This is a genomic window from Streptomyces kurssanovii (assembly GCF_040677245.1).
GTDB lineage: Bacteria > Actinomycetota > Actinomycetes > Streptomycetales > Streptomycetaceae > Streptomyces > Streptomyces kurssanovii.
The window spans coordinates 121,463-147,020 of sequence record NZ_JBFAQK010000002.1 but is presented as its reverse complement, the minus strand read 5'-3'; the positions used below and the strand labels follow the sequence as shown (position 1 = coordinate 147,020).

23 protein-coding genes and 1 pseudogene are annotated in these 25,558 nt (G+C 67.9%); 10 read left to right on the top strand and 14 right to left on the bottom strand.

All coding sequences use genetic code 11. The annotated features are described in order from the left end of the window. Positions 1–41 precede the first annotated feature (41 nt). The 5 genes from AB0K36_RS02710 to dnaA form a co-directional block, all read right to left on the bottom strand. Positions 42–602 (bottom strand): DciA family protein, encoded by a 561-nt coding sequence (locus AB0K36_RS02710; protein WP_364587261.1) that lies wholly within the window; start codon positions 600–602, stop codon positions 42–44. After that, positions 599–1,726: a DNA replication/repair protein RecF gene (gene recF, locus AB0K36_RS02705; protein ID WP_364587258.1), complete on the bottom strand. Its 1,128-nt coding sequence runs from the start codon at positions 1,724–1,726 to the stop codon at positions 599–601. The genes AB0K36_RS02710 and recF overlap by 4 nt, the downstream gene beginning before the upstream one ends. Positions 1,727–1,783: 57 nt before the next feature. Further along, positions 1,784–2,662: a phosphogluconate dehydrogenase (NAD(+)-dependent, decarboxylating) gene (gene gnd / locus AB0K36_RS02700; RefSeq protein ID WP_159689825.1), complete on the bottom strand. Its 879-nt coding sequence runs from the start codon at positions 2,660–2,662 to the stop codon at positions 1,784–1,786. 101 nt (positions 2,663–2,763) lie between these two features. Then, complete coding sequence (gene dnaN / locus AB0K36_RS02695) at positions 2,764–3,894, bottom strand: DNA polymerase III subunit beta (RefSeq protein WP_005314958.1); 1,131 nt, start codon at positions 3,892–3,894, stop codon at positions 2,764–2,766. An 814-nt stretch (positions 3,895–4,708) separates the two neighbouring features. Beyond that, positions 4,709–6,454, bottom strand: a complete 1,746-nt coding sequence (dnaA, locus tag AB0K36_RS02690; protein WP_364587255.1) for a chromosomal replication initiator protein DnaA — start codon at positions 6,452–6,454, stop codon at positions 4,709–4,711. Positions 6,455–6,814: 360 nt separating this feature from the next. Between dnaA and rpmH the strand changes: the two genes are divergently transcribed. From rpmH to AB0K36_RS02645, 9 genes are all read left to right on the top strand, one after another. Beyond that, a complete protein-coding gene (gene rpmH / locus AB0K36_RS02685) occupies positions 6,815–6,952 on the top strand; it encodes a 50S ribosomal protein L34 (RefSeq protein WP_014047156.1) in 138 nt (45 codons plus the stop codon). An 18-nt stretch (positions 6,953–6,970) separates the two neighbouring features. Continuing rightward, positions 6,971–7,342 carry a ribonuclease P protein component gene (rnpA, locus tag AB0K36_RS02680; protein WP_005314963.1) on the top strand — a complete coding sequence of 124 codons (372 nt, stop codon included), beginning with the start codon at positions 6,971–6,973 and terminating at the stop codon, positions 7,340–7,342. Further along, on the top strand, positions 7,339–7,701 hold the full coding sequence (gene yidD / locus AB0K36_RS02675) for a membrane protein insertion efficiency factor YidD (protein ID WP_189473157.1): 363 nt from the start codon (positions 7,339–7,341) through the stop codon (positions 7,699–7,701). The genes rnpA and yidD overlap by 4 nt, the downstream gene beginning before the upstream one ends. A gap of 3 nt (positions 7,702–7,704) precedes the next feature. Continuing rightward, positions 7,705–9,003, top strand: coding sequence for a membrane protein insertase YidC (gene yidC, locus AB0K36_RS02670; RefSeq protein ID WP_364587250.1), 1,299 nt, complete (start codon positions 7,705–7,707; stop codon positions 9,001–9,003). A gap of 12 nt (positions 9,004–9,015) precedes the next feature. Then, positions 9,016–9,528, top strand: a complete 513-nt coding sequence (locus tag AB0K36_RS02665) for a Jag family protein (RefSeq protein ID WP_189473155.1) — start codon at positions 9,016–9,018, stop codon at positions 9,526–9,528. 112 nt (positions 9,529–9,640) lie between these two features. Next, on the top strand, positions 9,641–10,357 hold the full coding sequence (gene rsmG, locus AB0K36_RS02660; RefSeq protein WP_189473154.1) for a 16S rRNA (guanine(527)-N(7))-methyltransferase RsmG: 717 nt from the start codon (positions 9,641–9,643) through the stop codon (positions 10,355–10,357). A gap of 233 nt (positions 10,358–10,590) precedes the next feature. Next, positions 10,591–11,664, top strand: a complete 1,074-nt coding sequence (locus AB0K36_RS02655; RefSeq protein ID WP_189473153.1) for a ParA family protein — start codon at positions 10,591–10,593, stop codon at positions 11,662–11,664. Beyond that, positions 11,661–12,758: a ParB/RepB/Spo0J family partition protein gene (locus tag AB0K36_RS02650; RefSeq protein WP_364587247.1), complete on the top strand. Its 1,098-nt coding sequence runs from the start codon at positions 11,661–11,663 to the stop codon at positions 12,756–12,758. Before AB0K36_RS02655 ends, AB0K36_RS02650 begins: the two co-directional genes overlap by 4 nt. Positions 12,759–13,076: 318 nt before the next feature. Beyond that, positions 13,077–13,694, top strand: a complete 618-nt coding sequence (locus tag AB0K36_RS02645) for a GNAT family N-acetyltransferase (protein WP_189473151.1) — start codon at positions 13,077–13,079, stop codon at positions 13,692–13,694. 76 nt (positions 13,695–13,770) lie between these two features. On the opposite strand, the gene trxA is transcribed toward AB0K36_RS02645, so the two are convergent. The 8 genes and pseudogenes from trxA to AB0K36_RS02605 form a co-directional block, all read right to left on the bottom strand. After that, positions 13,771–14,103 (bottom strand): thioredoxin, encoded by a 333-nt coding sequence (gene trxA, locus AB0K36_RS02640; RefSeq protein ID WP_189473150.1) that lies wholly within the window; start codon positions 14,101–14,103, stop codon positions 13,771–13,773. Between the two features lie 53 nt (positions 14,104–14,156). Continuing rightward, complete coding sequence (gene trxB, locus AB0K36_RS02635) at positions 14,157–15,131, bottom strand: thioredoxin-disulfide reductase (RefSeq protein WP_364587243.1); 975 nt, start codon at positions 15,129–15,131, stop codon at positions 14,157–14,159. Positions 15,132–15,255: 124 nt separating this feature from the next. Beyond that, entirely contained in the window at positions 15,256–15,690 is a 435-nt protein-coding gene (locus AB0K36_RS02630; protein WP_364587755.1) for an RsmA family anti-sigma factor, read from the bottom strand. 360 nt (positions 15,691–16,050) lie between these two features. Then, positions 16,051–16,161 (bottom strand): annotated as a pseudogene (locus tag AB0K36_RS34780) (hypothetical protein); the annotation flags it as partial. Then, positions 16,158–16,862 carry an RNA polymerase sigma factor SigM gene (gene sigM / locus AB0K36_RS02620; protein ID WP_364587240.1) on the bottom strand — a complete coding sequence of 235 codons (705 nt, stop codon included), beginning with the start codon at positions 16,860–16,862 and terminating at the stop codon, positions 16,158–16,160. The pseudogene AB0K36_RS34780 and the gene sigM, both read right to left, overlap by 4 nt. Positions 16,863–16,889: 27 nt before the next feature. After that, on the bottom strand, positions 16,890–18,644 hold the full coding sequence (locus AB0K36_RS02615) for a protein kinase family protein (RefSeq protein ID WP_364587237.1): 1,755 nt from the start codon (positions 18,642–18,644) through the stop codon (positions 16,890–16,892). Between the two features lie 148 nt (positions 18,645–18,792). Continuing rightward, positions 18,793–20,937, bottom strand: coding sequence for a murein biosynthesis integral membrane protein MurJ (murJ, locus tag AB0K36_RS02610; RefSeq protein ID WP_364587234.1), 2,145 nt, complete (start codon positions 20,935–20,937; stop codon positions 18,793–18,795). Between the two features lie 45 nt (positions 20,938–20,982). Continuing rightward, a complete protein-coding gene (locus tag AB0K36_RS02605) occupies positions 20,983–23,310 on the bottom strand; it encodes a DUF6049 family protein (protein WP_364587231.1) in 2,328 nt (775 codons plus the stop codon). Between the two features lie 179 nt (positions 23,311–23,489). Between AB0K36_RS02605 and AB0K36_RS02600 the strand changes: the two genes are divergently transcribed. Continuing rightward, the gene (locus AB0K36_RS02600; RefSeq protein ID WP_364587228.1) at positions 23,490–24,956 is read left to right on the top strand and encodes a CCA tRNA nucleotidyltransferase; all 1,467 of its coding nucleotides are present in this window, start codon (positions 23,490–23,492) and stop codon (positions 24,954–24,956) included. A 93-nt stretch (positions 24,957–25,049) separates the two neighbouring features. On the opposite strand, the gene AB0K36_RS02595 is transcribed toward AB0K36_RS02600, so the two are convergent. Further along, positions 25,050–25,556 carry an LppU/SCO3897 family protein gene (locus tag AB0K36_RS02595; RefSeq protein ID WP_364587225.1) on the bottom strand — a complete coding sequence of 169 codons (507 nt, stop codon included), beginning with the start codon at positions 25,554–25,556 and terminating at the stop codon, positions 25,050–25,052. Between the last annotated feature and the right edge of the window lie 2 nt (positions 25,557–25,558).

Here is a 25,558-nt window from a genome sequence, read left to right as displayed (position 1 = left end):
GTTTCCTTCTGCCACATCGGTGTCCACGCGACGTCCGGACGTCAGCCGTACGTGTCCCCGGGGCCCGTACTTCCCGGTGCCCGCAAGGGTCCGAACCGGCGCGCGGGGCCTTGGGGACCGAGCACCTTGATCGCGCGGACGGTCCCGTGCCCGAGGTCCTCGTTGAGCCGGGCGACCAGGCGCGGAGCCAGCAGCCGCAGCTGGGTGGCCCACGCCGTCGAGTCGCACTGCACGGTCAGCAGGCGCTCGTCCGGAGCCTCGTCGTATCGCAGCGGGACACAGTGGTTGGCCAGGTCCTCGCCCACGATCTGCGGCCAGCGGCCCATCACCCCGCCCACGGCGGCCGGCGTCTCCCAGCCCCGCTCGGTGATCAGCCGGTTGATCGCCGCCCCCAGCGGCAGCGGATCGCGCCCGTCGGCCCGGGCTCCGGAACGGAGCCCGCCGCCCCGCCTGGCCTGCTTCTTCTGCTGCGCCGCCGCGCCACGGGCCTTTGCCTGCTCCTTCGCGGCGCGCAGCGCCACGCGTGCCAGGTCCACGCCGGAGGACTCGCCGGCGCCCGACGGCCCCGCCGCTGCCGGCCCCTCGCCGCCCTCGCCGGTCATACGCGCTGCACCGTCCCGCCAGAGACCTCGTAGCGGGCACCCGCCAGCACTCCCGGGACGTCGTCGTCCACGGCCGCTGTCACCAGCACCTGCTCGCCAGGGGCCACCAGTTCGGCCAGCCGCTCCCGGCGCCGGGCGTCCAGCTCCGCGAAGACGTCGTCGAGGACCAGAACGGGTTCGTTGCCCTCGGCCCGCAGCAGGTCGTACGAGGCCAGCCGCAGCGCCAGCGCGTACGACCAGGACTCGCCGTGGCTCGCGTACCCCTTGGCGGGCATCTGCCCCAGTTTCAGGACCAGTTCGTCACGGTGGGGACCGACCAGGGTCACGCCCCGCTCGATCTCCTGCTTGCGCACATCGGCCAGCGCCGCCGTCAGCTGCTCGAACAGCGCTTCGCGGCCGTGCGCCTCGTCCATGGGGCCCGCCGAGGACCGGTACTCGAGCGCGACGGGACCGCCTCCCGGTGCGAGCGCCTCGTACGCCTTGTCCGCGAGCGGCTGCAGGGCGGCGATCAGGTCGAGCCGCTGGGCGGTCACCTCGGCGCCCGCGCGAGCCAGATGCTGGTCCCAGACGTCGAGGGTGGACAGGTCCATGCCACGGCCACCGTGCCGCCGCGCCATGGCCGCCGACTTCAGCAAGGTGTTGCGCTGCTTCAGCACACGCTCGTAGTCGGAGCGCACGGCCGCCATGCGCGGCGAGCGCGCCGTGACCAGCTCGTCGAGGAAGCGCCTGCGCTCGCCGGGATCCCCCTTGACCAGCGACAGGTCCTCCGGGGCGAAGAGCACCGTCCGCACTATCCCCAGCACGTCACGCGGCCTGACCTGCGACGACCTGTTGATCCGGGCACGGTTCGCCCGTCCTGGATTGAGTTCGAGCTCGACGAGCTGCGAGCGCTCCCCCTGGGTCACAGCGGCCCGGATCACGGCCCGGTCGGCCCCCATCCGTACCAGCGGCGCATCCGAGGAAACGCGGTGGCTGGCGAGCGTGGCGAGATAGCCGACGGCCTCGACGAGATTCGTCTTGCCCTGCCCGTTCGCCCCCACGAAAGCGGTGACGCCCGGATCGAGAGGGACCTCGACCCGGGCGTACGAGCGGAAGTCGGCCAGCGACAGATGCGTGACGTGCATGGTGTGCGCCGACCTTCCCCCGGCATGGCTGTGCACCACTGGTGCACAGCCTGTGGACTACTTCTTGCTCTCCACCGCGTGGCCACCGAACTGGTTGCGCAGCGCGGCGATCATCTTCATCTGCGGGGAGTCGTCCTGACGGGACGCGAAACGGGCGAACAGCGACGCGGTGATCGCGGGCAGCGGGACGGCGTTGTCGATGGCGGCTTCCACCGTCCACCGGCCCTCGCCCGAGTCCTGTGCATAACCGCGCAGCTGCTCGAGGTGCTCGTCCTCGTCCAGCGCGTTGACCGCGAGGTCGAGCAGCCAGGAGCGGATGACCGTGCCCTCCTGCCAGGAACGGAAGACCTCGCGCACATCGGTGACCGAGTCGACCTTCTCCAGGAGCTCCCAGCCCTCGGCGTAGGCCTGCATCATCGCGTACTCGATGCCGTTGTGGACCATCTTCGCGAAGTGGCCCGCGCCGACCCGGCCCGCGTGGACCGAGCCGAACTCGCCCTCGGGCTTGAGGGCGTCGAAGATCGGCTGCACCTTCGCGACGTTCTCGGCGTCACCGCCGTACATCAGCGCATAGCCGTTCTCCAGGCCCCACACACCGCCGGACACACCGCAGTCGACGAAGCCGATGCCCTTCAGACCCAGCTCGACTGCGTGCTTCTCGTCGTCGGTCCAGCGGGAGTTGCCGCCGTCGACGACCACGTCGCCCGGGGAGAGCAGCTCGGCCAGCTCGTCGATCGTGGACTGCGTGGCGGCGCCGGCCGGGACCATGACCCAGACGACCCGCGGGCCCTTGAGCTTGCCCACAAGCTCCTCGAGGCTGTGGACATCAGCGACGTCAGGGTTGCGGTCGTACCCGATGACGGTGTGGCCGGCGCGGCGAATGCGCTCACGCATGTTGCCGCCCATCTTGCCGAGACCGACGAGACCGAGCTCCATCAGATGATTCCTCAATCGTTGTGTGCAGTACCTACCCGTGTCCGAGCCTACGCCCGGACACGGGTGCACACCTGTGGGGTCAAGCGCTCAGAAGCCGCTGATCAGCCGCTCAGCCGCACCGGCATGATCAGGTACTTGTAGGCCTCGTCCGCCTCGGCGTCCACGGCCGGCCGGCCGCTCAGCAGCGCCGGCTTGGTGGAGGTGGTGAACGAGAGCTGGGCGACGGGCGAGTCGATCGCGCTCAGCCCGTCCAGCAGGAAGGTCGGGTTGAAGGCGATCGAGATGTCGTCGCCCTCGAGCTGCGCGTCGACCCGCTCCACAGCCTGTGCGTCGTCGCTGGATCCTGCCTCCAGGATCAGCACGCCCTGCTCGAAGCTGAGGCGCACCGGGGTGTTGCGCTCGGCGACGAGGGCCACGCGCTTGACGGCCTCGACGAACGGCGCAGTCTCGATGACGGCCACCGAGTTGAACTCGGTCGGGAAGAGCGTCCGGTACTTCGGCAGGTCGCCCTCGAGCAGTCGCGTCGTGGTCCGGCGCCCCGCTCCTTCGAAACCGATCAGGCCCTCACCGGCGCCGGAACCCGACAGCGCCAGGGTGACGGTGTCACCGCTGGTGAGCGCCTTGGCGGTGTCCAGCAGCGTCTTGGCGGGCACCAGGGCGACCGCGGAGGCGTCCGGGTTCTCGGGCTTCCACAGGAACTCGCGGACGGCGAAGCGGTAGCGGTCGGTGGACGCCAGCGTGACGGTGTCGCCCTCGATCTCGATGCGCACACCGGTCAGGACGGGGAGCGTGTCGTCGCGGCCGGCGGCGATGGCGACCTGGGCAGCGGCCGAGGCGAAGACCTCACCGGGCACGGTGCCGGTCGCGGTCGGCATCTGCGGCAGTGCCGGGTACTCCTCCACAGGCAGGGTGTGGAGTGTGAATCGGGAGGAGCCGCAGACCACGGTCGCTCGTACACCGTCTGTGGAAATCTCCACCGGACGGTTGGGGAGGGCGCGGCAGATGTCGGCGAGAAGGCGGCCGGAGACCAGGACGGTGCCGTCCTCGTCCACCTCAGCCTCCACCGACACACGGGCCGAGACCTCGTAGTCGAAGCTCGAGAAGCTGACGGCGCCGTCCTCCGCCTTCAGGAGAAGGCCCGCGAGAACGGGCGCCGGCGGCCGGGCCGGGAGGCTACGGGCCACCCACGCCACCGCCTCCGCGAGTACATCGCGCTCCACCCGGATCTTCACCGGAACCGCCTCCTGCTGTTGCTGGCTCGCCCTGCTGGCCTTCTCGTCGGCTTGATGCCGGGGACCAGTCTGACGCACGACGCCGACAGTCGGTGCGGGTCGGGGTCAAGTCGTGGCAAGAGCTGCCCGGCGGTCCGGGCTCGAGTTGTGCACAGGGCCTTCTTCGAAGCGAATTCCCCGGTAACTCTAGGTGGGAGTAGTAGTAGGGGCTGTGGAAACGGTGGATAACGTCGTTTGCCCAGGTCAAGCCCGCTTTTTTGTCCACCGCGCCTGTGGGCGGGGACCGTGGACAACCGGGCGCTTCTGTGGACACGCGAAAGTTCTGCACACCCGATGCACAGGCCGCGGGGACTTCTCCCCAGTCCCGTCCCCAGCTTTACCCCGGTTCCCCACAGGCCAACCGACCTCGTTGGTGTGACGGCTTTCACTCGACGCGGTGAGCGGGTGTGTTTCGTTGCCGAACAGTGGACAGGGGTGTGGAGAAGCTGTGGGCAACGGGCCGTTGCCTGTGGGGCGGCGGTGGACAACGACGATCACAGCCTGTGGAAGCTTTTCGTGTCCACAGTCTGTGGAACGTGGTTTGCCACAAATCCCCAAGGGGCTGACCTGGGGTGACGGCCCGGTGGTCGGTGTGCCTGTGGACCGGTCGTGGACAACTTCCTGGTCCCCAGGCTGTGGACGGAGGATTCCCCGCACAACTGTGGAGAACGGCTCGAGGCCGGCTCGAATTCGAACACACCGGTGCGGGCGAAACGCCTGAGGGCGCTCCGGGACGGTTCCCGGAGCGCCCTCAGAGGCCGTCGTGGCCGGCCTGTCAGCCGTTCTTGATGCGGTTGGTGAGCTCGGTGACCTGGTTGTAGATGGACCGCCGCTCCGCCATGAGGGCCCGGATCTTCCGGTCCGCGTGCATCACCGTCGTATGGTCCCGGCCGCCGAACTGTGCGCCGATCTTCGGCAGCGACAGATCCGTCAGCTCCCTGCACAGGTACATGGCGATCTGCCTCGCCGTCACGAGCACCCGGCTGCGAGAGGAGCCGCAGAGGTCCTCGACCGTGAGCCCGAAGTAGTCCGCGGTCGCCGCCATGATGGCGCCGGCGGTGATCTCGGGAGCCGCGTCCTCGCCGCCGGGGATCAGATCCTTCAGCACGATCTCGGTGAGCCCCAGGTCCACCGGCTGCCGGTTGAGGGACGCGAACGCCGTCACACGGATCAGCGCGCCCTCGAGCTCACGGATGTTGCGCGAGATGCGGGAGGCGATGAACTCCAGTACCTCCGGCGGGGCGTTGAGCTGCTCCTGGACGGCCTTCTTCCGGAGGATCGCGATGCGCGTCTCGAGCTCCGGCGGCTGCACGTCCGTGGTCAGGCCCCACTCGAACCGGTTGCGGAGCCGGTCCTCCAGCGTCATCAGCTGCTTGGGCGGCCGGTCGGAGGACAGCACGATCTGCTTGTTGGCGTTGTGGAGGGTGTTGAAGGTGTGGAAGAACTCCTCCTGCGTCGACTCCTTGCTCGCGAGGAACTGGATGTCGTCGACGAGGAGGATGTCGACGTCCCGGTAGCGCTTGCGGAAGGTGTCGCCCTTGCCGTCCCGGATCGAGTTGATGAACTCGTTGGTGAACTCCTCCGAACTCACGTACCGGACGCGGGTCCCCGGGTAGAGGCTGCGCGCGTAGTGCCCGATCGCGTGCAGGAGGTGCGTCTTGCCGAGCCCCGACTCCCCGTAGATGAAGAGGGGGTTGTACGCCTTGGCCGGAGCCTCGGCGACAGCGACGGCCGCGGCGTGTGCGAAGCGGTTGGACGCGCCGATGACGAAGGTGTCGAACAAGTACTTGGGATTGAGGCGGGCGTGAGGCTCGCCGGGGCCCGGCGCCGGTGCCGGCTGAGCGCCGAGCGGCCCAGGAGCTCCCGAGGGGCCGCGGTGCGGAGCCTGCGGCTCCTGCATCGAATGCCGCTCCGGACGTGAGTCGTACTGCCGGCGCTCGGGCGGCTGCGGCGACCGGTAATCGTGCTGAGGCTGCCGCTGCGGCGCGGAGGCGTACGGGTCGCGGTCCTGGAAGCCCCCGAGCCGCGGCTGCTGCCACGACAGGTCCTCCTGGGTACGCGGCCAGGAGCCCGGCTCCGGGCGCTGCTGGTACTCGGGATAGGCGGGCCGGGCCGTCGGCAGCCCGTCGTCGGAGGAGCGGTGACCGTACGAGTCGTACGGATCTCCGGGCCGGGGCTCGTCGTGCTGCGGTCCCTGGTAACGAGGCTGCTGCTGCTGAGGAGGCCCCTGGGGGACCGGCCCCTCGCCGACGGAATCGTCGACGGTGATCGCGATCCGGATGGGACGGCCGCACTCACGGCTCAGCGTCTCGCTGATGAGGGGGGCGAGCCGGCCTTCGAGCACGCGCTTGCCCCATTCATTGGGGACGGCGAGCAGTGCGGTGTCGGCGACCAGGGCGAGCGGCTGGCAGCGCTCGATCCACTGTTTGTCCTTCGGCTCGACGCCCTGCTGGCCCTCATCGAGGAGCTGCTCCAGCACTCGTGGCCACACTGCGGCAAGATCGGCAGGTACGTCAGCCACAAGGCACGCTCTCTCGCAGGTCCCACGAATGTGTGGTTCTCGGGACGGGATGGGAAGACAGGCAGGAAAAGAATCCAAGTTCAGCCACGGTAGTCAGGGCGACCCGCGTGGTTCAAGTTGTTGTCCACAGCCTGTGCACAGTGGACCACGCCATGGGGACGGTTTGACCGGATGGCGCAGCCGCGCGTACCGTGACCAGGTCGAGTTGTCGATGGCTGCTGCCGCCTGCCTCCGATGGGCAAAGATCACGATCTGTGATTGTGAAGCGGTGCACACGGGCGTAAACGCGAGCTTCTCGTGGGCGCACGGTGACAGCCAGGCGATGTCCCGCCGTCTACGAATCATTTCTGGAGCCCCCGAGTGAGCAAGCGCACCTTCCAGCCGAACAACCGTCGTCGCGCGAAGACCCACGGTTTCCGCCTGCGCATGCGTACCCGTGCCGGCCGCGCCATCCTGGCGAACCGCCGTGGCAAGGGTCGCGCCAACCTGTCCGCCTGATCGCGTACAGGTCATGACGTGCTGCCTACCGAGAATCGGCTGAGGCGGCGCGAGGACTTCGCGACTGCGGTACGGCGGGGACGCAGGGCAGGCCGCCCACTACTCGTCGTCCACCTTCGCAGCGGCACAACGGACCCGCACGCGCCTGGGGAGAGCGCCTCCCCGACGTGTGCGGGTTTCGTCGTGAGCAAGGCTGTGGGCGGTGCTGTGGTCCGCAACAAGGTCAAGCGGAGACTGCGCCATCTCATACGCGATCGGCTCTCCGAGCTGCCCCCCGGTAGCCTGGTGGTCGTACGGGCGCTGCCCGGCGCGGGTGACGCCGAACATGCACAGCTGGCCCGAGACCTGGACGCCGCTCTTCAGCGGCTGCTGGGAGGGGGCGCGCGATGAAGTACCCGCTGCTGGCTCTGATCAAGATCTATCAGTGGACGATCAGCCCGCTGCTGGGGCCCGTCTGCAGGTACTACCCGTCGTGTTCCCACTACGGATACACGGCCATCGACCGGCACGGCGCGGTCAAGGGCACGGTGCTGACCGCCTGGCGCATCCTGCGGTGCAATCCGTGGTCGCCGGGCGGGGTGGACCACGTGCCTGAGCGCAAGCGCCCGCGGTGGCACGAAATGCTGCGTAATGCCTTGCGCGGCGACAGCAAGGGCGGGGACGCCGCCGCTGATCTGCCTGCCCCGGGAGCGGCCTCCGTATCCCAGGGCCCGGCCGCAGAGACCTCGCCCAATGCTCAAGGAGCCTGATTAGTGGACACGATTGCCAGTCTGTTCAGTTTTATCACCACGCCTGTCTCGTGGATCATCGTCCAGTTCCACAGTCTCTACGGGGCGATCTTCGGCCCTGACACGGGATGGGCCTGGGGACTGTCCATCGTGTCGCTGGTGATCCTGATCCGGATCTGTCTGATCCCGCTCTTCGTGAAGCAGATCAAGTCGACCCGGAACATGCAGGCGCTCCAGCCGAAGATGAAGGCGATCCAGGAGCGCTACAAGAACGACCGACAGCGTCAGTCCGAAGAGATGATGAAGCTGTACAAGGAGACGGGCACCAACCCGCTCTCCTCGTGCCTTCCCATCCTGGCCCAGTCGCCGTTCTTCTTCGCGCTGTACCACGTGCTCAGCAAGATCGCCTCGGGTGACGAGATCGGGGTGCTCAACAAGGATCTCGTGAACAGCGCGCGTGAGGCGCACATCTTTGGTGCTCCGATCGCCGCGAAGTTCATGGACGACCCGGCCAAGGTGGAGGCGCTCAACGCCTCGCTGACCGACGTCCGCATCGTCACCGCCATCATGATCATCCTGATGTCGGCGTCGCAGTTCTACACCCAGCGTCAGCTGATGCAGAAGAACGTCGACCTCACGGTCAAGACGCCGTACATGCAGCAGCAGAAGATGCTGATGTACATCTTCCCGCTGATCTTCGCCGTCATGGGCATCAACTTCCCCGTCGGTGTCCTCGTCTACTGGCTGACCACCAACGTGTGGACCATGGGCCAGCAGATGTACGTGATCAACCAGAACCCCACCCCGGGCAGCAAGGCCCAGGACCACTACCTGCAGCGGCTGCTCAAGAGCATCACCGCACAGGGCGAGGTCCGCTCGCGGCGCAAGCGCAGTGTCATCCAGGCGATCGTGGCCAAGGGGACCGACCGCAACGACAACGAGCGCCGGTTCATCTCCGGTCTCGCCAAGGCCGGCCTGGCCGCGCAGGCGGACGGCACGGTGACCAAGAGCGAGACCGCCGAGGCCGAGGCCGAGGGTGGAGCCGCGCAGAGGCGCCAGCAGCCCAAGCGCCAGAGCAAGTCCAAGCGCCAGACCACGACGGCCCAGCCGGGTGCCGCCAAGGGTTCCGACCCCGCAGGCGCCACTGCCAAGACCTCCCTGGAAAAGGACAAGCCGGCGGAGGGCCGCTCCAGGGCCGGTTCCTCCCAGGGCGACGCCAAGCAGGGTGCCGGCGGTAACAAGGCCACCGGCTCCGCACGCCAGCCCAAGTCCGGACAGCGCAAGGGCTCGCAGCGGCCCAAGCACCCGTCGTCCAAGAAGTAAGAAGGAGCATCCGTGACGGAAGGCACCATCTCCGCCGCCGCCGAGGGTGGCGACACCCTGACCCGCCTCGAGCAGGAAGGGGAGATCGCGGCCGATTACCTCGAGGGCCTGCTCGACATCGCAGACCTCGACGGTGACATCGACATGGATGTCGAGGCCGACCGCGCTGCGGTTTCGATCATCAGCGACACCGCCGGCCGTGACCTGCAGAAGCTCGTGGGCAAGGACGGCGAGGTTCTTGAGGCGCTTCAGGAGCTGACGCGTCTGGCCGTGCATCGGGAGACGGGCGACCGTAGCCGGCTGATGCTGGACATCGCCGGCTTCCGGGCGAACAAGCGCACCGAGCTGGCCGAGCTGGGTGCGAAGGCCGCTGCCGAGGTGAAGAGCACCGGTGAGCCGGTGAAGCTCGACCCGATGACGCCCTTCGAGCGCAAGGTCGTCCATGACGCCGTCGCGGCGGCGGGACTGCGCAGCGAGTCCGAGGGCGAGGAGCCTCAGCGCTTCGTCGTCGTGCTCCCTGCCTGACCGCTTTGTTCTGTCGGCCCCGTCTGTTCGCAGGCGGGGCCGATCTTTGTCAGCCTGTTAGTCAGCCACCACAGTCCACTTTGCGGCAGTGCGGTACGGAAGGACGGTCCCCGTGACGGAGGCAGCACAGCTTCCCCAGGCGCCCGAGGCGGCACGGAAGGTGTTCGGAGAGTACTTTCCCGAAGCCGTGCGGTACGCGGAGCTGCTCGCGGACGCCGGGGTCAAGCGCGGTCTGATCGGCCCACGCGAAGTGCCGCGGCTGTGGGAGCGGCATCTGCTGAACTGCGCCGTCCTCTCGGAAGTGGTGCCGGAGGGCGTCACGGTCTGCGACGTCGGCTCCGGCGCGGGGCTCCCCGGGATCCCGCTGGCGCTGGTGCGACCGGATCTGAAGATCACCCTTCTCGAACCGTTGCTCCGTAGGACGAACTTCCTGCAGGAAGTGGTGGAGCTGCTCGGCCTGGACCATGTGACCGTGGTGCGTGGACGGGCCGAGGAAGTCCTCGGGAAGGTTCCTCCGGTGCACGTGGTCACGGCGCGGGCAGTCGCCCCGCTGGACCGTCTCGCCGGCTGGGGCGTGCCTCTGCTGCGGCCCTACGGCGAGATGCTGGCTCTCAAGGGCGACACCGCCGAAGAGGAGATCCAGGGCGCACGCGCCGCACTCAGCAAGCTGGGTGTGGTGGAGACCTCGGTCCTTCAGGTCGGTGAAGGCCTCGTTGATCCACTGTCCACAGTCGTGCGGGTGGAGGTCGGGGAGAGCCCTGGCGGTGTGAGGTTCGCCGCGAAGAGGGCGAAAGCGGCTCGCACCAGTCGCACGCGCCGTCGCCGCTGAGCCATACACGTTGCCATACGTACTGATTTCGGAGTGTCGTCCCGGTCTGGTCATGCGGCTTGGGCATCGTGTTTCACGTGAAACGTCGCTCACTGCTGCAGGGAATCATCAGCCGCGGCCGTGCGGCCGCCCCGATCAAGGGCCGCAGGCCCCTCTTGAGGGCTACAGAGTTGTCCACAGAGGTGGATTCCTCCACAGATCCACGGGGCTCGCTGGTTCGCGACCCCGAAAGCATGGCAGGCTCTGCTCATTGCGAGCCTGATGTCGAGGAGAGTGAATCCTTGCGGTCCGACGCCAACATCGCGGGACCGATGACCGATCCGGTCCCCGGTCCCCGTACCGAGTCCGCGGGGGACGATGTTTCACGTGAAACACCGCCCCCCATGGATGACACCCCCATCGGCCGTGCTGCTCAGCTGGCCGTGGAGGCGCTGGGGCGTGCCGGTGAGGGTCTGCCCCGACCTGAGCAGACACGCATCATGGTCGTTGCCAATCAGAAGGGCGGCGTAGGTAAGACCACCACCACGGTCAATCTCGCCGCTTCGCTCGCCTTGCACGGCGCGCGCGTTCTGGTGATCGACCTGGATCCGCAGGGAAACGCCTCCACGGCTCTGGGGATCGATCATCATGCGGAAGTTCCCTCGATCTATGACGTCCTGGTGGAGAGCAGGCCTCTCGCCGAAGTGGTCCAGCCGGTCCCGGACGTCGAAGGACTCTTCTGCGCCCCCGCCACCATCGATCTCGCCGGTGCGGAGATCGAGCTGGTGTCGCTGGTGGCGCGGGAGAGCAGACTGCAGCGGGCGATCCAGGCCTATGAGCAGCCGCTGGACTACATCCTCATCGACTGTCCGCCCTCGCTGGGCCTGCTGACGGTCAACGCGCTGGTCGCCGGCGCTGAGGTATTGATCCCCATCCAGTGCGAGTACTACGCGCTGGAGGGGCTCGGGCAGTTGTTGCGGAACGTGGACCTGGTGCGCGGCCATCTCAACCCGGCGCTGCATGTCTCGACCATCCTGCTCACGATGTACGACGGCAGGACACGGCTCGCCTCGCAGGTCGCGGACGAGGTGCGCAGTCACTTCGGCGAAGAGGTCCTGCGCACGAGCATCCCGCGCTCGGTGCGCATTTCGGAGGCGCCGAGCTATGGGCAGACGGTGCTGACCTACGATCCGGGGTCCAGCGGTTCCCTGTCGTATCTCGAAGCCGCACGCGAGATCGCGCTGCGTGGGGTCGGAGTGCAGTACGACCCGCACCACGCCCAGGTGGGCCAGAACAGTCAGCAGAACATGTCGGAGGGGATCCAGTGAGCGAGCGACGTAGAGGATTGGGGCGTGGGCTCGGTGCGCTGATTCCTGCCGCTCCGCAGGAGAAGCAGCCGACTGCCTCGGGACCGGAGTCATCACCCGGATCGTCCCCTGTGCTGACCGCGGAACGGGGAGTGGCGGCGGCCAAGGTCGCCACGCTGCCCACAGCAGTGACGCCCCAGGCAGCGGCCCCCGCCCAGGAAGGGGAGGCTGCGGGCACGTCGGCGAGCTCTCCGGCTGGTGCGCATTTCGCCGAGGTACCGCTCGGCGCGATCACGCCCAACCCGCGTCAGCCGCGCGAAGTCTTCGACGAGGATGCCCTCGCTGAGCTGGTCACCTCCATCAAGGAAGTGGGGCTCCTTCAGCCGGTTGTGGTACGGCAGTTGGGCCCGGACCGCTATGAGCTCATCATGGGTGAGCGTCGCTGGCGGGCCTGCAGGGAGGCCGGCCTCGATCGGATCCCCGCAATCGTCAGGGACACCGATGACGAGAAGCTGCTGCTGGATGCTCTCCTGGAGAACCTGCACCGGGCCCAGTTGAACCCGCTGGAAGAGGCGGCCGCCTACGACCAGCTGTTGAAGGACTTCAACTGCACCCACGATCAGCTGGCGGACCGGATCGGGCGTTCTCGCCCGCAGGTGTCCAACACGCTTCGCCTGCTGCGGCTTTCCCCGCCCGTCCAGCGCCGGGTCGCGGCGGGAGTGCTCTCAGCCGGGCACGCCCGGGCTCTGCTCTCTGTGGACGACTCGGAGGAGCAGGACCGGCTGGCGCACCGGATCGTCGCCGAGGGCCTCTCGGTCAGGGCCGTCGAAGAGATCGTGACGCTGCTGAACTCGAACCCCAAGACCGCGCCCAAGCCGAAGGGACCCCGGGCCGGCACCCGGCTGTCCCCGGCACTCACGGATCTTGCCTCTCGGCTCTCCGATCGCTTCGAGACGCGAGTGAAGGTCGACCTCGGTCAGAAGAAGGGCAAGATCGTTGTCGAGTTCGCCTCGATGGACGACCTTGAGCGAATCCTGGGCACGCTCGCTCCTGGTGAAGGACGCGTGCTGGAGAAGGGACTCGGCGAGGGCTCCGCCGAGGACGACGACGCCTGAGTCTCCTCTGCTCGGCGGTGTCGAAGCTGTCTGAAGGGGCGGGTGGTGTTCCGTGCTCCGGAACACCACCCGCCCCTTCGGCTTGGTGCGGTATCCGTGCCGGGGTCGGGTGGATACGATGCGTTCTGGTATGACGCATCCTCCTTGAGCCACTTCGGAAAGAGGCAAGGCCATGCGATCGGTGATCTGCGGCCGACTGGTGATGGCAGGCCTGGGGCTCGGGGCGGTGAGCGGCTTCGTCAGCAGCTTCCTCCTCGAGCGGAGCAGGCTGGCAGATGCTCGCAGCGCGGCACACGAGGGAAGTGAGGAACAGCCTCCATGGGGCGTCGGCTCGTACCGCTCACGCTGGACAACCTTTCGGACCTTCCCAAGCGTTGTCGTGCGTGCGTCTTCTGGGAACTTGACCCGGTCAGCGGTGAAGCCGCGGTAAAGGCCGGAACCCCTGAGCTCGAGAAGGAGGCCTGGATCTCGGCTGTCCTCCTCGAGTGGGGTTCCTGTGGTCGCGTGGTCTACGTGGACGAGGTTCCGGTGGGCTTCGTTGTCTATGCCCCGCCTGCGTATGTACCGCGCTCCACCGCCTTCCCCACGAGCCCCGTCGCAGCCGACGCGGTCCAACTGATGACGGCGTGGGTCATGCCTGGCTATCAGGGGCAGGGCCTTGGGCGGGTCATCGTCCAGACGGTCGCCAAGGACCTGCTGCGCCGGGGGTTCCGTGCGATCGAGGCATTCGGCAATGCACGGTGGCAGGAACCGGCTTGTGTCCTGCCGGCCGACCATCTCCTCGCGGTCGGCTTCAAGACGGTCCGACCGCACCCCACATATCCACGCCTGCGCTTGGAGCTGCGCACGACACTCTCCTGGAAGGAAGATGTGGAGCTGGCTCTGGACCGCCTGCTGGGAGCAGTGCAGAAGGAGCCGGCACTGCGGCCTCTCTGATTGCGAACGTGAGAATGGGCCCGTCCCCCTTGGGGATGGGCCCATTCATGTTTCACGTGAAACAGCGGAGACGTCTCTACTCTCCGATGAAGGTCTCGAGGTCGCGGACGATCGCGGCCTTCGGCTTCGCGCCGACGATGGTCTTGGCGACCTCGCCGTTCTGGTACACGTTCAGCGTCGGGATCGACATGACGCCGTACTTGGCTGCGGTGGCCGGGTTCTCGTCGATGTTGAGCTTCACGACCTGGATCTTGTCGCCGTGCTCCGCCGCGATGGCTTCGAGGGACGGCGCGATCTGGCGGCACGGACCGCACCAGGCGGCCCAGAAGTCCACGAGCACGGGCTTGTCGCTCTTGAGGACCTCCTCCTCGAAGGAGTCATCAGTCACGTTCTTCAGGGCGCCGGCCACGGCGGCCTCCTTAACTTCTCTGCGGGGTGTGGGGTGGGGTGGTCCAGGGATGGTCAGACCACGGGGGTCTTCTCCGGCTCGGCCGCCTTCTCGCTGTCCGAAAGAGCGGCGAGGAAGCGCTCCGCGTCCAGGGCAGCGGCGCAGCCGGTCCCGGCGGCCGTGATGGCCTGACGGTAGGTGTGGTCGACGACGTCACCGGCGGCGAACACTCCGGTGACGTTGGTGCGGGTCGACGGGGCGTCGACCTTCAGGTAGCCCTCGCCGTCCAGTTCGAGCTGTCCCTTGAACAGCTCAGTCCGGGGGTCGTGGCCCACCGCGATGAACAGACCCGTCACCGCGAGCGGCGACTTCTCGCCCGTCTTGGTGTTGTTCAGGGTCAGACCCGCGAGCTTCTGGTCACCGTGGATCTCGGCGACCTCGCTGTCCCAGGCGAAAGAGATCTTCGGGTCGGCGAAGGCCCGCTCCTGCATGGCCTTGGAGGCCCGCAGGGTGTCCCGTCGGTGGATGATCGTGACGGACTTGGCGAAGCGGGAGAGGAAGGTGGCTTCCTCCATCGCCGTGTCGCCACCGCCGACGACAGCGATGTCCTGGTCCTTGAAGAAGAAGCCGTCACAGGTCGCGCACCAGGAGACACCGCGGCCGGAGAGCACGTCCTCGTTGGGGAGGCCGAGCTTGCGGTGCTGGGAGCCGGTGGTGACGATCACGGCCTTCGCGCGGTGGACGGTGCCGGCCGTGTCGGTGACGGTCTTGATGTCGCCGGTGAGGTCGACGGACACGATGTCGTCGGGCACGAGTTCGGCTCCGAAGCGCTCGGCCTGAGCGCGCATGTTGTCCATGAGGTCGGGCCCCATGATGCCGTCGCGGAAGCCCGGGAAGTTCTCCACCTCGGTCGTGTTCATCAGCGCACCGCCGGCGGTGACAGCTCCCTCGAACACCAGCGGCTGAAGCGATGCCCGCGCGGTGTAGAGCGCCGCTGTATAGCCCGCGGGCCCGGAGCCGATGATGATCACGTTACGGACGTCGCTCACGGGTTTGTTCCTCGTCTCTGCAGACTGCCTACTGCCTACGGGGCGGGTTCATGGACTCTCACCCCACCCAACGGATCCTACGGGGCTTGCATTCCCGTGAAGCCGGAGCGGCACAGACGATGTCTCAAGGGCGGGGATAGGACTCCGTGTGGAGCAGCTCTCCGGGCGACTTCGCCGCGTGATCCACGCATGCGGCATCGACGACGTAGGCCTGGACCTGGGTGCTGTCCCTGGCGTGTGCCATCAGGACGAGGTAGGCGTTGACGCCTTCATAAGTGCCCCGCTCAGCGGCGATGGGGCCGTCCGTCCGGCCGGTTCCCTGCTGAATACAGGCAGGCACCGCGGCGTCCGGAGCGTCCTTGGGCGACATCGTGGCGGGCCCGCTCTCGAGGGAGGGGACCTTCTCGATCCTGGGCTCAGCCTCTGGCGCCGGTCCGGCCGCCAGCAGTGACTGGACCCGACGTTCGAGGGTGCTGCCAGAGAACTCCACGGTGTCCCGCGCCGCGGAGCTCACACTCGTCTCCTTCTTGCCGGCCGAAGCGTCGTTGGCAGTGTTCATCTGGGCCGACTGGAGGAACATCACGCCGACGCCTACCGCGGCGGCCCCGAAGACGGCGCCGAGAACGGCACCGCGTCGACGACGAGCCCGTCCGTTTCGACCCGGACCGGTCGTCGCACGGGGGTGTCCTGCCGGTCGGACGGACGTCGACGCAGTCTCTGCTGCCGGCGAGCGAGGCACTGTTTCACGTGAAACATGCGCTCGATCTTCAGGTGCCGTGGCTTCGAGGAGAGCCTCTGCGGCCAGAGCGGCATCGATTCGGCCGACGATGTCGGCAGGCATGCGTGGAGGCCCCGGCAGGGTGCCCAACAGACCACGGATCTCTTCAAGAGACGTCTGCACGTCGGCGCACAGTGGACAGTCATCGAGGTGACGGCGCACCTCGGCCGTGCGTGCCGGCGGGAGAAGGCCTTCGGTGAGGTCGGAGATTTCCGAGACGTGCGGGTGCCCAGTCGTGTCGGTCGATGTCACGCGCGCCCACCTCCGCCCTTCACTGCCGCAGGGTCACTCGGCCCTGTCTCTCTTGGTCCAGACGCCGGTGGGACGGATGTCCCCGGCGTCCGGTTCCTTCCCATGGTGAGGTCGGTGTTATCCCCGGCCTGACCACGCAGATGCGCGAGCATGGGCAGGAGACGGGCGCGGCCCCGGGCACAGCGGCTCTTCACCGTTCCCGTAGGGACATCCAGCAGGCGCGCGGCTTCGGCGACGGGATAGCCCTGCATGTCCACGAGTACCAGCGCCGCGCGCTGGTCCACCGGAAGTTTCGCCAGGGCGGCCAGGAGCTCCCGGTGGAGATCGTGACGCTCGGCGGGAGCCTCTGCCGACTCGTGGGGCTCCAGGAGCTGCTCCAGGCGCTCCGTGTCGTCCACGGGCGAGGTCTTGCGTGAGGCAGCCTTCCGTGCGCGGTCCAGGCAGGCGTTGACCGTGATGCGGTGCAGCCACGTCGTGACGGCCGAATGACCCCGGAAGGTGTGCGCCGCGCGGAAGGCCGATACGAGAGCGTCCTGAACCGCGTCGGCGGCCTCTTCACGGTCCCCCAACGTGCGCAACGCCACGGCCCACAGCCTGTCGCGGTGGCGACGTACGAGCTCGCCGAAGGCGTCCGGGTCCCCGTCGACGTGGCGGGCCAGCAGGTCCTGGTCGCTTACGTCTCCGAGTGTCGCGTCGTCCAACGGTGAGCCCCCTCCCATACCTCCGTGTCAGCCGGTGAAGGCGACGTCCGTGATGCCCTGCTTGTAGCCCGGATCGCTGTACTCGTCCTGCGGCGAGTACGGCATCGCCGTCATCCACAGCAGCACGTACCGGCTCTTCACCGGCGCCTTGGCGGTCACCTTCAGAGTGGAATCGCTGGTACGGCCGGTTGCGATCTGCTTCATGGAGCTGACCGGACCGGACGGATTCAGCGAATCAACGGCGTAGACGCTGATGGTGGTGTGATCTCCGCCGTAGCGCAACGCTATGGACGCGCCGGCGACGTCTTTGTCGGAACCGAGGTCGTAGACGATGCCCACGCCCTGCTTCACGGACGGCACCAGATCCGGTCCGTCGAAGTAGCTCCGGCTCCGCCAATAGGTGGTGCTGTCCGAGTCATGAGTGGCCCCGACGTTGTTCGCGTTCTGCGGCGACCCGTCCGGTGCGTACTCCTGGGCGTCCTGGACGGCCAGAGGCACGGGTGCGTCGGGCTTGTCCCCGTCCTGGTTCGTGGTCTCGGTCTCCGAGGTCCCGGGCTCTTCCGAGCCGTTGCGGTTGTCCAGCAACTTGTCGGCGACCTGCCAGCTACCGAGTCCGAGAGCGGCAATGAGGAGTGCCGAAACGGCCCACTTGAGGGCCTTGCCCGTACGGGTCTGCAAGGGCGGCGGCGGGGTCGGCGTCGGCTGGGCGGCGCCGGCTCCCGGCATGGGCGCGGGGCGGGCGTAGTTGCCCTGTTGATAGGTCGTGCGCTGGTACTCGGGTGGTGCCGTGAAGGCCGGCTCCGGCGGGCGGATGCGCGGCATCGCGGCGACGGCCTTGGCCAGTTCGTCAGGCGTCGTGCAGGGCGGTTCCTGGCGGGACGCGGTGGCGCCGTCGTTGACCAGGGCCCGCATGGCCAGCTCGGACAGGCCGCGGTGGACGCCGGCCCGCACCTGGTCGGGAGCCACGAGGCCGACTCCCTTGGGGAGGCCCGTGAGGCCGTACGCGTCGTTCTCGTACGGCCAGCGCTGGGTGAGTGCCGCGTACAGGAGGGCACCGATGGCTTCGGTGTCGGTGCGCTGGGGGCCGTCGACGGAGATACCGCGCAGGGCGGCGTTCACCGCCAGTCCGCGGATCCGGTACTGCCCTGTCGAGGTGCGCAGCACAGCACCGGGGGTGAGCCTCAGGTGGGCGAGTCCCTCCCGGTGGGCGGCAGCCATCGCCTGGGAGACCTGGTCGACGAGCTGGTACGCGTCGTGCGGCTCGAACGGGCCGGCGGCCAGGAGGGCGGTCAGCTCAACGGCGTCGGGCAGCCATTCGTGCACGACGTAGACGAGGTCGTTCTCCTCGACCGCGTCGAGGACCTGGACGAAACGGGGGTCGCCGAGGAGGGCCGAGGACCTGGCAGCCGCCAGAACCGAGCGTGCTCTGGGGTGGTCGGCCGGCAGGATGTGCACGCCGACCGCGCGCCGGAGTTTCTCGTCGACGGCGCGCCAACTGCTGAAACCGTCCAGACGGGTGACGCACTCCTCGAGCCGATAGCGTCTGGCGAGTTTGTGACCGCTGTGAAGTTCGGGCGTCGAGTAGGACGGTTCGCCGCCCTGCCGTTCGCCGTCCCTGTCGAGCGCGGCCTTTTCCGCCGCGTCTTGAGAGCCCGCTGCCGGAGACTCTGCCGCCTGGGTGTCTGCCGCCCCGTCGGTCGTGGCCTTGCCCGCCTTCGCGGTCAGCGGTTCGTCCCCGCCGTTGTCGGCCACGTCGACGGCAGCCGTGCTACGTTCCGCCACCGTCGTTCCTGCCTCCCCATCCGTTGCGCCATGTCCAACAGCCATGCCAATTGTGCCCACAGTCCGACGCTATGCACGACACACGGCGTCCGACGATGGTTGTGCGGAACCTGCCCGAAGCCGGCCGTCGGCGTGCGTGTGACGGCGTCTAGCGGCCGAGCCGGCCACGGACCATGCCGACCATGGCGTTGAGTTCCTCGATACGCATCCTCTTCGCTGCCACGAAGAAGACTCCCAGCAGTGCGACGCCGCCGACGACGAGCGCGACCACGGAGCCCCCCGCGCCGCTGCCGAGTCCCGTCAGAATGCCGTAGGCCACGGCGCCGCCGACCACTGCCGCGGGGACGGACGCCATGGACAGCCGTGCATAGGTGCGCATGATGTGAGCGCCGTCCAGATCGCCGCCGAGACGGTTCTTGAGCCTCCGCCAGGCGACGCCGACACCGACGGCGTAGGCGAGCCCGTAGGAGGCTGCCATGCCGACCACCGCCCACTGGGCGGGCAGCAGCACGTAACAAAGGGCGGAAGCACCGGCGTTGACGACGGCGACGATGACCGTGTTGTAGAAGGGCGTCCGGGTGTCCTCGTAGGCGTAGAAGCCGCGCAGCACCACGTATTGCACGGAGTACGGGATGAGGCCGAGTCCGAAGGCCATGAGGATGAAGCCCATGCCCCGGGCCGCCTCGGTACCGGTGGAGGCGAAGAGCAGCGTCGACATGGGCAGTCCGAGCGCGAGGAACGCGAACGACACGGGAACGATGGCGACGGCCGAATTGCGAAGGCCCTGGGAGATGTCGTCGCGGACGGCACCGGGATCGTTGTCGTGGGCCGCGCGGGAGATGCGCGGCAGCAGGGCAGCCATGACGGAGACGGTGATGATGGCCTGCGGCATGCCCCAGATCAGCTGGGCGTTGGTGTAGGCGATGAAGCCCGCGCCCTGCTTTCCTGACGCCTCGCCCGCGGCCGTGGCGAGCTGGGTGACGACCAGCACTCCCGCCTGGTTCGCCAGGACGAAGAGGACCGTCCACTTGGCCAGCTTCACGGTCTTGCCGAGACCGTGCCCCTTCCAGTCGAACCGGGGACGGAAACGGAAGCCCGTCTCCCGGAGGTACGGGATCATCGCCAGTGCCTGGACGACGAGACCGAGCAGCGTCCCGATGCCCAGCAGCCGGACACCCTCCGCGGGAATCGTCTGCACACCCATCTGGGATTCGGCAGAGGTGCCGTACACCCAGATGAACAGCCCGAAGGTGGTGATCATGACGATGTTGTTGAGGACCGGGGTCCACATCATCGCGCCGAACCTGCCGCGGGCGTTGAGGATCTGGCCCATGACCACATGGACGCCCATGAAGAAGATCGTGGGCAGGCAGTAGCGGGCGAACGTGACCGCGACGCTGTTGGCCGCCTGATCGCTCGCGATCGTGTCCGACATCAGCCGGATCAGCAGCGGTGCCGCGAAGACGGCGACGGCGACGATCGCGCCGAGAGCCACCATCACGAGCGTGAGCAGACGGTTGGCGTAGGCCTCGCCGCCGTCGTCGTCGTTCTTCATCGCACGGACCAGCTGCGGAACGAAGACGGAGTTGAGCCCGCCGCCGACCGTGAGGATGTAGATCATCGTCGGCAGCGTGTAGGCGATGGTGTACGTGTCGCCGAGGAGCGCGGCGCCGAGGGCGGCGGTGATCACGAGACTGCGTACGAAGCCCGTGAGGCGGGAGACCAGGGTTCCGGCCGCCATCACAGCACTCGACTTCAGCAGGCCCGTGGCCCGGCCGGCGGGCTTCTTGGGCGCAGGCGGCGCCGGCATCGGTTCGGGAGCGGGCGGCGGCACCGAGGACTGCTGGTCCTTGAAGAGATGAGCGAACGCGTCGGGCTCCGGCTTCTCCTCGCCGGCCCGCGTGACCAGGTCGTCGACTCCGGTGAACTGTGTGGTCCGCGCGTCGTCGCCGTACGGGAGGTGGCGGGAGGGGCCTTCCGGCTCCGGTGGCGGGGTCTGCGCCCAGATGCGGGGGTCCGGGGCGTACTGGGGCGTCGCGGGCTGCTGGTAGAGCGGCTGCGGCTCCTCGTAGGTGCCGGGAGGCGGCGGGGGGTGCGCGGAGCGGTCGTAGAGCGCTTCGTTCACCGGGTCCTGAGCCGCGAGGTCCTGAGCCTGGAAGGGATCCGGGGCGTAGGCGTCCTGGACATAGGGGTCCTGCGCATACGGGTCTGACGAGGGCTGCTGCGGCGGAAAGGAGCCTGCGGGGTCACCGCCCGCGCCCTGACCGCGGTCACCGTCGTACGGCGCGTTCATGACTACCCCACCTCATCGTCCCCGGCCGACCGGCCACGACATCGCTCAACGGTCCACTTTCTCACCAGCGCCGGACGGGTTGCCGCTTTCCGGTCCGGTGTCAGGGGCGAGGTCACTCGGCTGCCCTGGATCCGAGCCGCTGCCGCCGCCCTCTGTGTCCGGCGTGTCCGAGGTCCCGGGCTCTTCGGCATCGCCGGTCTCCCCGGCGGCAGCTCGCTTGCGCTGGGTGTACATCCTGATGCCTGCGAGGACGAGCAGGAGAACACCGCCGGCGATGACGAGCATGACGGTCGGAGTGATCTCGGAGACCCTCACCGTGAACGACATTTCGGGGCCGTACGGTGTGCCGTCCTTCGTGAAGAGCTGGGCGGTCATCTGGACCTGACCGTTGGCATTGGCCGCCGCCGGGAACTTCACCGACTGGCTGTGGCCTCCCTCGACCTTGATCGGCTGCTCCGCCATGCCCTTGTCCCCATCGAAGTGGAGACGGTTCGGGTTGTTGGACCTCAGCCGCAGCACAAGGTCGTCGATGCCCTGGACCAGCTGGTTCTGCACCGTGACGGGGATGGTCGCACTGCGACCGGAGAGGGTCACGTCCGACTTCTCGATCAGCCGGACCTCTTCGGTGAGGCTCCGCAGATAGGACTGGACCTCGTCGCGGTAGCGCTGAGCCGCCTCGGGCTTGCCCCGCCACGCCGTCGACAGCTCACGGTCGATCGCCCTGCCGAAGGGGGCTTCCACGCGGTCGGCGAAGGTGAGGATGACCTTGAACTTGTCCAGCGTGCTCTGTGTCTCGCCGATGTTCTCGAAGGCCTGGACCGGCAGCTCCTGTCGGCGCAGCCGTGCAGGGTACTGGGCAGCGCTGGGCACCTTGGTGTTCGCATCGGCGTCCGGTTCGGCGGACGCCGCCGCCACCAGGTCCATCGGCTGTGTCCAGCGCTTGGGCTCGAGGGCACGTAGGGCGCGCGCCATGGACTGGGCCTGGGCAACTGTGGGCACGCGCTGCGGGGCGACGACGATGCTCCGCTGCTTCTCGGGGTCCTGGAGGCTGAGGGCCAGCGACTGTGCCAGGAATTTCTGGACCGCGAGCGTGGAGTCGCCGGCGTCCGTCATGTCGCCCTGGAAGGCGGTCGACAGGCGGGCGTCCGCGACCACGGCCGTGGTGCCGCCACCGATGGGACGGGCCGCGGTGGGGGTGTACGACAGGTTGTCCTGGAGGCTGTCGCTCCGCGCGATCACCTTGTGTGCGCCGGCCGAGGTGGCCACGTCCACGATCGACGAGTCGATCGCGCCGTCCACCGGCCAGGCGAAGTCGACGGAGGGCTTCACATGGAGAATCGTCTCCACTGTGATCTCCGACACTTGGGTGGCCGGCTGGAGATGGCTGAGCGAGCCGGAGACCGACTTGCCCCTGTGCGCCAGCGAGGCGAGATCCGGGTCCGCGAACGGGAGGGCGACCACCTTCTTGCCCTGTACCGCGGCCTCGACCGAGCTCAGCCATCGCTTGGCGACGGCCTGGTTCCTGCCGGCGACCGTGGAGTCCCCGCTCTTGACCCGGTAGCTCCGCGTCATGGCGTCGACGGTGGCCAGTAGGTCCGGGTCGATGACCCAGGTGACCGGCAGCTCCTTGCCGAGTGACACCAGCTGGTCGAGCCGCCCGCCGGGAGCAAGCTCGGCCGCCAGCGCCTCGTCCTCGAAGACAGGGGTCTGCTGTTCGTCCGAGCCGGTTTCCGACGTGAGGTGGGTCGAGGAGATCAGCGGCCAGAGATAGGTGAGCCGTGTCTTCTTCTCCAAGCTCTCCGGCTGCCACGGAAGGAAGGTCCGCTCGATGCCGAGGACGCGCTCGAAGGACTGGCTCGAGGTCTGCCCCGTCAGGGACACACCGAGCTCGTAGACGCCTCCGTTGTCGTCGAGATCGAGTTCCTCGGCGGGCACCGAGAGCTTGAAGTCGTAACTGATGCCCGAGGCGAGCTTCGGGAGCTCGACGCTGTATTTGTCGTCGACCGTCGGGCCGTCCACACCGTAGGTGTAGCCGGTCCTCTCGGCGGCCCGGTCGATGCCTGTTCTGCCGGCCAGCTTGGGGCCCACCCGGAGATCGACGTGTGCGCCTGTGATCGTTCGTCGACCCTCGTTGACCACGGTCCCCGAGACCGTGATCGTGTCGTCCTTCCCGGGCGCTTCCGGCGTCACCGTGTCCAGCGACACATCCACGGTCCGGGATCCGGTGGGTTCCGCGGCCTGTGCCGCGGGTGCTGCCGGGCCGCACAGCAGTCCGGTCAGGAGTGGCACGCCGGTGATCAGGGAGGCTGTGCGACGCAGCCACCGGCGCGCAGGAGAACTACGCATCCCCTGGAAGTCTGCCGCCTCGGCCACGCGCTCGCCCGTCCCTCGTCGTCTGCTGTCCTTGGTGGTTCTCTGCTCTTGCGTCCACGCATGGTAACGAGGCCCGCTGTGTTCAAGTGCCGCGGAGTGCCCCACAAGATCGGAACGGACCGGCGGGGCGCCGGAAACAGGGACGACCCGGTCGGCCCGGGCACGTACCCTTTTCTGTTGTGCCGAACGCCAATGAAGACAACCCCACTGCCCTGAGCCAGGCGCAACACCGCGCGGTGAGCGAACTGCTGCGGGTGTCACCCGTCGCCGACGACCTGGCGCGCCGTTTCCAGGATGCCGGATTCAGTCTTGCCCTGGTCGGAGGGTCGGTCCGTGATGCGTTGCTCGGTCGGCTCGGCAATGACCTCGACTTTACGACGGACGCCCGCCCCGAGGATGTGCTGAAGATCGTCCGGCCGTGGGCGGATTCGGTGTGGGACGTCGGTATCGCCTTCGGCACGGTCGGTGCTCAGAAGGCCGGACGCGTCGGTGACGCGGTCCAGCCCTTCCAGATCGAGGTGACGACGTACCGCTCGGAGGCATACGACCGGACGTCACGTAAGCCGGAGGTGTCCTACGGCGACTCGATCGAGGAGGACCTGGTCCGGCGTGACTTCACGGTCAACGCGATGGCCGTTGCGCTGCCGGCCAAGGAGTTCATCGATCCCCACGGGGGTCTCAAGGACCTTGCCGCGAAGGTTCTGCGTACGCCCGGAACTCCCGAGGAGTCCTTCTCCGACGACCCGCTGCGGATGATGAGGGCCGCCCGTTTCGCCGCGCAGCTCGACTTCGAGGTGGCGCCGGACGTCGTCGCTGCCATGAAGGCCATGGCGGAGCGCATCGAGATCGTCTCGGCCGAACGGGTGCGTGACGAGTTCAACAAGCTGCTCATGTCCGGACACCCCCGTAAGGGACTGTCGCTCCTCGTCGACACGGGCCTTGCCACCCATGTGCTGCCCGAGCTGCCGGCGCTCCGTCTGGAGAGTGACGAGCATCATCGGCACAAGGACGTCTACGAGCACTCGCTGACCGTGCTGGACCAGGCCATCGCCCTCGAGAAGGACGGGCCCGATCTGGTGCTCCGGCTGGCCGCGTTGCTGCACGACATCGGTAAGCCCCGGACTCGCCGCTTCGAGCAGGACGGCCGGGTCTCCTTCCATCACCACGAGGTGGTGGGGGCGAAGATGACCAAGAAGCGTATGACGTCGCTGAAGTACTCGAACGAGATGGTCAGGGACGTCTCGCGGCTCGTGGAGCTGCATCTGCGCTTCCACGGCTATGGAACCGGTGAGTGGACCGACTCCGCTGTGCGGCGGTATGTGCGTGACGCCGGGCCGCTTCTGGACCGCCTGCACAAGCTGACCCGCTCCGACTGCACCACGCGGAACAAGCGGAAGGCGGCAGCCCTCTCACGCGCCTACGACGGTCTTGAGGACCGCATTGCGCAGCTCCAGGAGCAGGAGGAGCTGGATGCCATCAGGCCGGACCTGAACGGCAACGAGATTCAGGAAGTTCTGGGCATCGGTCCTGGCCCTGTGGTCGGCAAGGCGTACGCGTTCCTTCTCGAGCTGCGGCTGGAGAACGGGCCGATGGAGCGCGACGCTGCGGTGTCGGCGCTCATGGAGTGGTGGGCCAAGCAGGGCTGAGCGTGAAACGGCGCGATGTTTCACGTGAAACATCGCGCCGTCGCCACGAGCCGAGTGGGCTTGTTTCACGTGAAACAAGCCCCGCTGCAGCGGCTACTTCTTGATCTCGTTCAGGCAGAGCACGAACGACTTGCCGGAGCTGCGCCGACCGCTGGTCTGCTCGTAGTAACCGATGTCGGCCTTGCCTTCGCAGACCTTCTGGTCCGTCGTGTCGCTGTGCACGGAGACCACCTTGTAGGCCGCCTCGGCGCCGCCGCAGTCGACGACCTGGAGATCCGGGTTGATGTCATTGCCGCTGTTCTTGAGGCAATCGCCGGCCTTCGCTGTGTCGGCATCGTCGCGGCCCATGAACCAGAACACGGCGAAGGCGATGACGGCCAGAACGCCCACGACTATCTGGAACTTCTTCTTGAGGCTGAGACCACCGCCCGAGGGCGCGGGGGGCGGCGTCGGTGCTGTGCCCCACTGCTGCGGCTGAGTCTGTCCATAGCCAGGCTGGGGCTGCTGTGTGTGCGGCTGCTGCGGGTAACCGTAGCCCGGCTGCGGCTGCTGCGGCGGCTGCCCGTAGGGGCCCTGTCCCTGCTGCGGCGGATAGGTCATGC

What these genes read in the sequence shown, in the direction of transcription:
- AB0K36_RS02710 (WP_364587261.1), bottom strand. Translation starts at nt 602, where the DNA reads ATGACCGGCGAGGGCGGCGAGGGGCCGGCAGCGGCGGGGCCGTCGGGC.
- AB0K36_RS02630 (WP_364587755.1), bottom strand. Translation starts at nt 15,690, where the DNA reads ATGAACACTGCCAACGACGCTTCGGCCGGCAAGAAGGAGACGAGTGTG.
- AB0K36_RS02645 (WP_189473151.1), top strand. Translation starts at nt 13,077, where the DNA reads ATGGGGCGTCGGCTCGTACCGCTCACGCTGGACAACCTTTCGGACCTT.
- yidD (WP_189473157.1), top strand. Translation starts at nt 7,339, where the DNA reads ATGAAGTACCCGCTGCTGGCTCTGATCAAGATCTATCAGTGGACGATC.
- AB0K36_RS02595 (WP_364587225.1), bottom strand. Translation starts at nt 25,556, where the DNA reads ATGACCTATCCGCCGCAGCAGGGACAGGGCCCCTACGGGCAGCCGCCG.
- murJ (WP_364587234.1), bottom strand. Translation starts at nt 20,937, where the DNA reads ATGAACGCGCCGTACGACGGTGACCGCGGTCAGGGCGCGGGCGGTGAC.
- AB0K36_RS02655 (WP_189473153.1), top strand. Translation starts at nt 10,591, where the DNA reads ATGGCAGGCTCTGCTCATTGCGAGCCTGATGTCGAGGAGAGTGAATCC.
- gnd (WP_159689825.1), bottom strand. Translation starts at nt 2,662, where the DNA reads ATGGAGCTCGGTCTCGTCGGTCTCGGCAAGATGGGCGGCAACATGCGT.
- recF (WP_364587258.1), bottom strand. Translation starts at nt 1,726, where the DNA reads ATGCACGTCACGCATCTGTCGCTGGCCGACTTCCGCTCGTACGCCCGG.